The organism is Streptomyces huiliensis, assembly GCF_020037025.1.
Classification (GTDB): Bacteria; Actinomycetota; Actinomycetes; order Streptomycetales; family Streptomycetaceae; genus Streptomyces; species Streptomyces huiliensis.
In genome coordinates, this window is record NZ_JAIQLH010000287.1 from 1 (window position 1) to 7,770 (window position 7,770).

6 protein-coding genes are annotated in these 7,770 nt (G+C 74.6%); 2 read left to right on the forward strand and 4 right to left on the reverse strand.

Annotated elements, in window-relative coordinates:
- From JNW98_RS31245 to JNW98_RS31260, 4 genes are all read right to left on the reverse strand, one after another.
- Positions 1-2,609: condensation domain-containing protein (locus JNW98_RS31245; protein ID WP_223771671.1), on the reverse strand; the 2,609-nt coding region annotated here is incomplete at its 3' end.
- 158 nt (positions 2,610-2,767) lie between these two features.
- Positions 2,768-3,043 (reverse strand): phosphopantetheine-binding protein, encoded by a 276-nt coding sequence (locus JNW98_RS31250; protein WP_223771672.1) that lies wholly within the window; start codon positions 3,041-3,043, stop codon positions 2,768-2,770.
- Positions 3,044-3,079: 36 nt separating this feature from the next.
- Positions 3,080-4,252: an N-methyl-L-tryptophan oxidase gene (solA, locus tag JNW98_RS31255; protein WP_223771673.1), complete on the reverse strand. Its 1,173-nt coding sequence runs from the start codon at positions 4,250-4,252 to the stop codon at positions 3,080-3,082.
- A gap of 41 nt (positions 4,253-4,293) precedes the next feature.
- The gene (locus JNW98_RS31260; protein WP_223771674.1) at positions 4,294-5,355 is read right to left on the reverse strand and encodes an LLM class flavin-dependent oxidoreductase; all 1,062 of its coding nucleotides are present in this window, start codon (positions 5,353-5,355) and stop codon (positions 4,294-4,296) included.
- 162 nt (positions 5,356-5,517) lie between these two features.
- On the opposite strand from JNW98_RS31260, the gene JNW98_RS31265 reads away from it, so the two are divergent.
- Complete coding sequence (locus JNW98_RS31265) at positions 5,518-6,147, forward strand: O-methyltransferase (protein ID WP_223771675.1); 630 nt, start codon at positions 5,518-5,520, stop codon at positions 6,145-6,147.
- 73 nt (positions 6,148-6,220) lie between these two features.
- A complete protein-coding gene (ccrA, locus tag JNW98_RS31270; RefSeq protein WP_223771676.1) occupies positions 6,221-7,561 on the forward strand; it encodes a crotonyl-CoA carboxylase/reductase in 1,341 nt (446 codons plus the stop codon).
- Positions 7,562-7,770 lie beyond the last annotated feature (209 nt).

Genomic DNA, 7,770 nt, shown 5'->3' on the forward strand with positions numbered 1-7,770 from the left:
GCGTAGGCCGCGCCGGTCCGCAGCACCGCGAGCAGGCTCACGACCAGGGCCGTCGAACGCGGCTGGGCGACCGCGACGATCGTCCCCGGGCCCGCGCCGAGCCCGGTGAGGCCGCGGGCCAGCCGGTCCACCCGCTCGCCGAGCTCGCGGTAGGTCAGCTCCGGCGTGCCGTCGGCGGGCACCAGAGCGACGGCGTCCGGCGTCCGCGCGATCTGCTCGGCGACGAGCCGGTCCAGGGTGGTGACCGGCACCGGGTGGGCGGTGTCGGCGTCGGCGGCCAGCGCGCGGTGCTCGGCCTCGTCGAGCAGGTCGACTCCGGCGAGCGTGGTCTCGGGGGCGGCGGTCACCGCGTCCAACAAGCGTATGAAACGGCGCAGTTCGCCGTCGGACCAGGCGGGGTCGTCGGGGGCGCCGGCCACCTGGAGTGCGCGGACGCGGTCCTCGCCGAGGACCGCCGTGACGGCGGGGCCGGTCGCGGGAGCCGCGGAGACGAGGTGCAGCGCCGCGTCGCGGTCCGCCGTCCCGGCCCAGCGCGCGACGGTCACGGACGGGCCGGATACGCGCCCGTCCGCCGTCGCGCGGTGGCCGCGCCCGTCCTGGACCACGGCGACGGTCTGCGCGAGCGTCGTGGTGCCCGTGAGGTCCAGCGGCAACGGGACGGGGGTGCCATCGGCGGCCGGGACGTACAGCTCGACCGCGCCGCTCCCATGGCGGCGAGCGGTGAACATCGCGACGGCGGCGGCCACGAAATCCCGTATACCTACCCCGAGTTCGCGGGATCCTTCCATCATCCGGCGGCCGAGCGCGGCCGGGACCGCGATCTCGCGGTGCCCGGAGCCGGAGCCGGCGGGCCGGGAATCGGCCGCGACGTCCGCGACGTCCGCGATGCCGTCCGGCGCCCCGGCGAGCGCGGCCACGCGCCGGGCCAGGGCCAGCGCGGCGCGGTCGTCGGACTCGGGACCGTCCGTACGCCGGAACCACAGGTGGTGCTCCGGTCCGAGCGCGAGTACCGCGTGACCGCGGGCCGCCGCGGCCGGGCGCGCCAGCTCGGCCCGCATCCAGGCCAGGGCCGCGCCGGCCGGGTCGCTCTCACCGGAGAGATCGACGAGTTCGGCCGGCCCGCGTGGCACGCCCTCACCGTCCGCCGACGCGTCCACCGCCCCGCCCGCCGGTCCGGACGCCGTCTCACCCGTCGGCCCGTCCACCGGCCCGGCCGCCGCCTCGCTCACCGCGCGGGCGCCCGCCACGCGGAGGACCTCGCGGTCGACCGGCCCCCGGAGGTCCAGGTAGTGGCCGGTGTCGTAGACCGGACCCACCGCTCCCAGGTCGTCGACGGCCGTGTCGGGACCGGCCGCGGCGAGCGCGCCTAGCAGGCGCCCGAGCCCGCGGCCGTGCGCCAGCGCCGTCGGCGCGTCGTACCGGAGGGCGTTGGCCTCGACCTCCAGGGCGGTGAGCTCGCCGTCCTCGGCGAGGTCCACGACGAACGCGATGTCGTCGACGGGCCCGGGGGAGAGGTCCACGACCGGCAGGCGCCGGCCCAGGAGCCCGATCGTGGTGTCGTAGCTCTTGATGTTGACCTGGGCGGTGGTGAACTCGGACTCGTCGGTGACGCGCCCGAGGTCCCGGCGGATGTCCTCGACGCGGTACCGCCCGTGGCGGCGTAGCTCCCGCATGGCCGTCCGCAGCCGGGTGACCAGCGTGCCGACCGTGTCGCCGGCCGCGACCCGCAGCCGCAGCGGCAGCACGTTGACGGTGGTCGAGGGCAGGCGCGCGGCCGTGCCGCCCCGCAGGGCCAGCGGCAGGGCGAGGACGACGTCGGCGGCACCGGTCACCCGGTGCTGGTAGACGGCGGTGGCGGCGATCGCCAGGTCCGCGGTCGTGGCCGAGAGGCTCTCGGCGAGCCGGGCGAGGCCGGCCGGATCGGGCAGCACGTCGACGCGCGCCTTCAGCGGCGCGCCGCGCGCGGGCTCCGGAGGCGTGCCGGACAGGCTGACGGGCGTGGGGAGTTCGGCGAGTGCGTCCAGCCAGTAGGCGCGGTCCCGCGGCATCCGGTCGCCCGCCCGGTACCCGGCCTCCTCGTCCAGGTACGCGCCGAGGCCGCCGAAGGCGGGCTCACCGGGCGACCCGCCCGTGCGCAGCGCCTCGTGGATCTCCTCGATCCGCCGCAGGACCAGCGAGAACCCGTAGCCGTCGAGGAGCATGTGGTGGCAGCGGTGGAACCACAGGGCCCCGTCCCGCCACCGGAACAGGACCTCCCGCACCAAGGGCCGCCCCACGGGCGGCTGTTCGAGGTCGGCGCGCATCCGCGCCAGGGCGACGGCCTCCGGGTCGGGCCGCCCGGAGAGGTCGACGACCTCCACGCGGGGTGCCGTGCCGGTCCCGCGCTGGACGGGGACGTCGCCGTCCGCGCCCACCTCGACCGCGAGCCCCCACACCTCGCCGAGGGCCCGCTCGACCGCGCGCGCGAACCGCTCCGGGTCGACCTCGGCGGGCAGCCGCACGTACTGGCCTGTGGTGAAGACCGGGTTGGAGGTGTCACGCTGCTGGGCGAACCAGATCCCGGCCTGCGGGGCGGTCAGCGGACACGAGTCGGCAGCACGGTCGGGCATGGATGCACCTTCCACGTCGTTGCGGTGTGATCTTCCACGTCGTTGGGGGGGGGAGTTCGGGCCGGCACCGGGAGGTATGGCGCCGCCGGGCGGCCGGCACCGGGCGGGGCGGCATCAGGCGGCCGGCACCGGGCGGTCCGGCCCGGGCGGGGAGCGCGTCAGCCCGTTGCCGCGGCCCCGGCCCCGGTCCGCGAGTCCCGCACGATCTCCCACCATTCCTCGGGGGTCGGCCGTTCGAGGAAGTCGGCCAGGGGCGCGGTCACCCCGGCCGCGCGCCATTGCCCGATCAGCCGGGTGAGCGTCACCGAGTCGAGCCCGAGCTCGAACAGGTTGTCGTCCGGCAGGAGTTCCTCGTCCTCCATGCCGGCCGTCGCGGTCAGGGTCGCCAGCAGCGCGTCGAACGTCTCGGGGACGTCGGTGGTGTGGGGCTTCATGCGCGCCACGCTAATGACGCGGATCTAGGGATTTCCTCAGATGTGGCCCGCCACGGCGAGCCGGCCGGGCGCGGCGAACGGCAGGGGAGCAGGCCCGGTGGCGCCCATCACGATGTCGGCGAGGAGGTCGCCGACGGCGGCGGCGTGCTTGAACCCGTAGCCGTTGCACCCCCCGGCCAGCACGACCCGCGGGTCGGCCGGCGAGGCGCCGAGCACGAACTGCCCGTCGGCGGTCGTCGTGATCCCGCAGTGGAGGATCCGCGACGGGACGCGCCCCACCCCGGGGACGGCGGTGGCGAGCACCTCGCCGAGCCGCTCCCAGGGCCTGCTCGGGACCGCGGGGACGCCGAGTTCGGGGTCGTACGGGTCCGGGTCCGCCCCCTGCTCGATGCCGAGCTTGACGTGCCGGAGGTCGCCGTCGCCCTGGCCCCAGATGACGGTGTCCGCGTCGATCTCCCGCATGAACACCGGGAACAGCTCGCGGCGGAACAGCGCGGGGTCGCCGCTCGGCGGGAACCACGTCATGGGCAGGTGGACGGAGCGGACGCCCAGGCCGGGGGTGAAGTCCGGCAGCCAGCACCCGGGCGTGAGGACGACCCGGCCGGCGAGCAGGTCGCGCCCGGCGGTGCGGACCCGTACGCCGCCGCCCTCCGGCTCGACGCCGAGCACCTCGGTGCCGCGGAGCACGGTGGCCCCGCCGCGCTCCGCCAGCTCGACCGCGGCGCGGACCGAGTCCTCGGCCCGCAGGACGCCCGCCGAGGGCTCCCACACGCCCACATGGCCGTCGGGGATGCCGGCGTGCCCCGGGAAGCGGGCCGAGACCTCGGCAGGTTCGAGCACCTCGACCTCGACGCCGTGCGCCTCCGCCGAGGCGATGGTGCCGCCGGCCAGCCGGCCGTCGCGCGGGCCGATCAGCAGGCCCCCGGTGTTCTCGAAGAGCCGGCGGCCCGTGCCCGCCTCCAGCTCGCGCCACAGGTCCAGCGAGCGCCGGGCCACCGGCACGAGGGCCTCGTTCTCCAGGCAGGTCTCGCGGAACATGCGGTGACCGCCGTGCGAGGACCCGCGGGCGTGCGCGATGTCGAACCGCTCGACCCCCACCGCCCGGACACCGCGGGCGGCGAGCCGCCACAGCGTCATGGCCCCCCAGATCCCCAGGCCGACCACCACCACGTCGGGGCGGTGGGGGCCGTGCGACCGGTCGACGGACATCTTCGGTACCTCCTGGGAGTCAAGCGGGAATTGACGGAACGTCAGACAGTCGCGAACCGCGGCGCGATCTCGGTGGCGAACTCGGCGACCGCCCACCGCGCCTGCTCCAGCGGCGTCACGCCGTTGTTCATGTGCAGGCTGACGGTCACGTCGCCGCCGACCCGCTCGCGCACCCGCTCCAGCTGCTCGGTGATGTCGGCCGTGGTGCCGATCAGCACCTTGTCCTGCTCCCACGACTTGCGCAGGTCGGAGGAGGCGACCTTGTCGGCGAGCTTCTCGTACCCCGGGTACTGCGCGGTCGCGGCGCCCTGCCAGCTCTTGACGGCGCCGCTCATCTTGTCCAGGTAGTTGGACTCCGCCGCCTCGGCGGCCCGCCAGGCGCTGTCGCGGTCCCGGTCCAGGTAGCAGCTGTACTTGACCTGGATGCGCGGCGCGCGGTCCGGGTGGTGGGCGGCGAAGGCCTCGCGGTAGGCCGCGAGCATCTCCGCGAACTGCTCGCCGCTGGTGATGGTCGGCACGATCTGCAGGTTGTGCCCCTCGCGGCCGGCGGCGGCGCAGGACTCGGCGCTGGACGCCGAGGCCACGAACAGCGGAGGGTGCGGCGTCTGGTGCGGGCGCGGGGTGAGCGTCACCGGCCCGAAGCGGTGGAACTCGCCCTCGAAGACCACGTCCGTCCCGGTCCAGAGCGCGACGAAGGCCCGCAGCGCCTCGGTGAAGCGTGCCCGGCTCTCCTCCATCGACACCTCGAACGCCGTGAACTCGTGCGGCAGGAAGGCCCGTCCGACGCCGACGTCGACCCGGCCGCCGCTCAGCTGGTCCAGCATGGCCAGCCGCCCGGCCAGCTTGAGCGGGTGGTCGAAGGCGGGGATGACCGCACCGGTGGTGATGCGCAGCCGCTCGGTGCGCGCGGCGATGGCCGAGAGCAGGACCACCGGGTCGGGGCTGTAGCCCCCGTAGGGGCCGAGGTGGTGCTCGACCACCTGGACGTGCTCGTAGCCCAGCCGGTCGGCGTCGACGGCGAGGGCCAGGCAGTCGTCGAAGTAGTCGTGCGGCGCCTTGTCCCGCTCGTCGAGCGCGGGGAAGAAGGTCAGACCGAAATCCATGGGCTCCCCAAGGGTGAGAGGTGAGGTGGGTCGGAGCCGGAGCCTAGGCGGGGAGGACTGGGGAGATCCCTAGACATCCGTTGGTAGACAAGGGCCGTCGGCGGGAGTCGGACTCCCGCCGTCCTTGCCGACCTTCGAAAGGACCCCAGCGTGTCGAATCGGATGAGCAGCGAAGTACCCGAGATCCGGGTCAGCGACGAGCGGGTCAACCGCACGCTCACCGCGGTCAACGCCCGGGCGGCCGAGCACGACCGGTCGCTGTTCGAGCAGGTGCGTGACTCGCTGGCGGTCGCGGTCCCGCCGGAGGCGGGCACGCTGATGTACCAGCTCGTGCGCGCCACCCGGGCCGCCAAGGTGGTGGAGCTGGGGATGTCGCTCGGCGTCTCCACGGTCTACCTCGCCGCCGCCGTGCGCGACAACGGAGGCGAGGGGCGGGTCTACACGACCGAGATCGACGAGGCGAAGATCAAGCAGGGCCGCGCCACCCTGGCCGACGCCGGCGTCGCCGACCTCGTCGAGGTGCTGGAGGGCGACGCGCTCCAGACCCTGAACTCGGTGCCCGACGGCGTCCAGTTCGTCCTGCTCGACGGCTGGAACGAGAGCTACCTGCGGGTGATGAAGATCCTGGAGCCCAAGCTCGCGCCGGGCGCCCTCGTGCTCGCCGACGACGTCAACCTCTTCGGCGAGGGTTGCGTGGACTTCCTGGAGTACGTCCGCGACCCCGCGAACGGCTACCTGTCCGTCAACTTCCCGATGGGCGAGGGCCTGGAGCTCAGCATGCGCGTGGGCTGAGTCCCCGCGGGTCCCGGGCGTGCGGTCCGTCCGCACGCCCGGCCAGGAACCGACAGGAACCGAAAGGAAGACCATGACGGAACTGCGTGACGCGGTGCTGCGTGGCGCGTCCCCCGAGGAACTGCTGCGCGCCCCCCTCCCGGCCACCTACCGGGCCGCCCACCTGCGCGCCGAGGACGTCGGCATGTTCGACGGCACGGACGGCGACCGCGACGTGCGCAAGTCGGTGGCCGTGGGCCAGGTGCCGCTGCCCGAGATCGCGCCCGACGAGGTCCTGATCGCGGTCATGGCCGCCGCGGTCAACTACAACTCCGTGTGGTCGGCGACGTTCCTGCCGATGCCCACCTTCCGCTTCCTCGAGAAGTATGCCCGCCAGGGCGGCTGGGCCACACGCCACGACCAGCCCTACCACGTGATCGGCTCCGACTGCTCGGGCGTCGTCGTGCGCGTCGGCTCCGGCGTGCGCCGGTGGCGGGTCGGCGACCACGTGGTGATCCACCCGGTGCACGTGGACGACCAGGGCGCGGCCACCCACGACGACGCCATGATGGACGACCAGCAGCGCGCCTGGGGGTACGAGACGAACTTCGGCGCCTTCGGCGAGTACGCCGTCGCTCGTGCCAGCCAACTGGTCGCCAAGCCGGGCCACTTGACGTGGGAGGAGTCGGCGGCGAACACGCTGTGCACCACCACGTCGTACCGCATGCTCGTCGGCGCGCACGGCGCCCGGATGAAGCAGGGGGACGTGGTCCTGGTCTGGGGCGCGGCGGGCGGCCTGGGGACGTACGCCGTGCAGCTGGTCAAGAACGGCGGCGGTATCCCCGTCGCCGTCGTCAGCTCGCCCGCGAAGGCGGAGGCGGTCCGCCGGCTGGGCTGCGAGCACGTCATCGACCGGACTGAACTCGGGCTCACCGGCGACCCCTCGGACGACTTCGACGCCGTGCGGGAGATCGGCAAGCGGCTGGGCGCCCGCATCCGCGAACTCACCGGCCGCGACCCGGACATCGTGTTCGAGCACACCGGCCGGGCCACCTTCGCCCTCTCGGTGTTCGTCGTCCGCCGCGGCGGCACCGTCGTCACCTGCGGATCCAGCTCGGGCTACCGGCACCTGTACGACAACCGGTACCTGTGGATGAAGCTGAACACCGTCATCGGCAGCCACGGCGGAAACCTCCAGGAAGCCACCGAGAGCACCCGCCTGATCGCCTCCGGCGCGATCGTTCCGGCGCTCTCCGAGGTCCACCCCTTCGAGGACGTGGCCGAGGCGATGCGGCGGGTCCAGCTCAACGAGCACGTCGGCAAGGTCGCCGTCCTGTGCCAGGCCCCCACCACCGGCCTGGGCGTGACCGACCCGGAGCTGAGGGAACGGCTGGGGGAGGAGCGGACGGCACCCCTGCTGCGGGACTCCGCCTGACCGAAGTCCCCTGACCGGCAAGGGGATTGGCGTCAGTCTCCGGCGGCAGCCCGGACGGCGTCCGCGAGGGGCAGCTCCGCGCCCCGGCGGAAGGCGGCGGAGAAGCCGGACTCGCCGAGGGCCGTGCGGGCCGCGGCCGCGATCCGGTCCACGTCGGCGCGCTCGCCCGGCGGGAGCGGGCCGCCGGCGTTCCGGCGGGCGGCGTCCGC

Excerpts from the sequence above, each read along its gene's own strand:
- JNW98_RS31250 (WP_223771672.1), bottom strand. The coding sequence starts at position 3,043 with ATGAAGCCCCACACCACCGACGTCCCCGAGACGTTCGACGCGCTGCTG.
- solA (WP_223771673.1), bottom strand. The coding sequence starts at position 4,252 with ATGTCCGTCGACCGGTCGCACGGCCCCCACCGCCCCGACGTGGTGGTG.
- JNW98_RS31260 (WP_223771674.1), bottom strand. The coding sequence starts at position 5,355 with ATGGATTTCGGTCTGACCTTCTTCCCCGCGCTCGACGAGCGGGACAAG.
- JNW98_RS31265 (WP_223771675.1), top strand. The coding sequence starts at position 5,518 with ATGAGCAGCGAAGTACCCGAGATCCGGGTCAGCGACGAGCGGGTCAAC.
- ccrA (WP_223771676.1), top strand. The coding sequence starts at position 6,221 with ATGACGGAACTGCGTGACGCGGTGCTGCGTGGCGCGTCCCCCGAGGAA.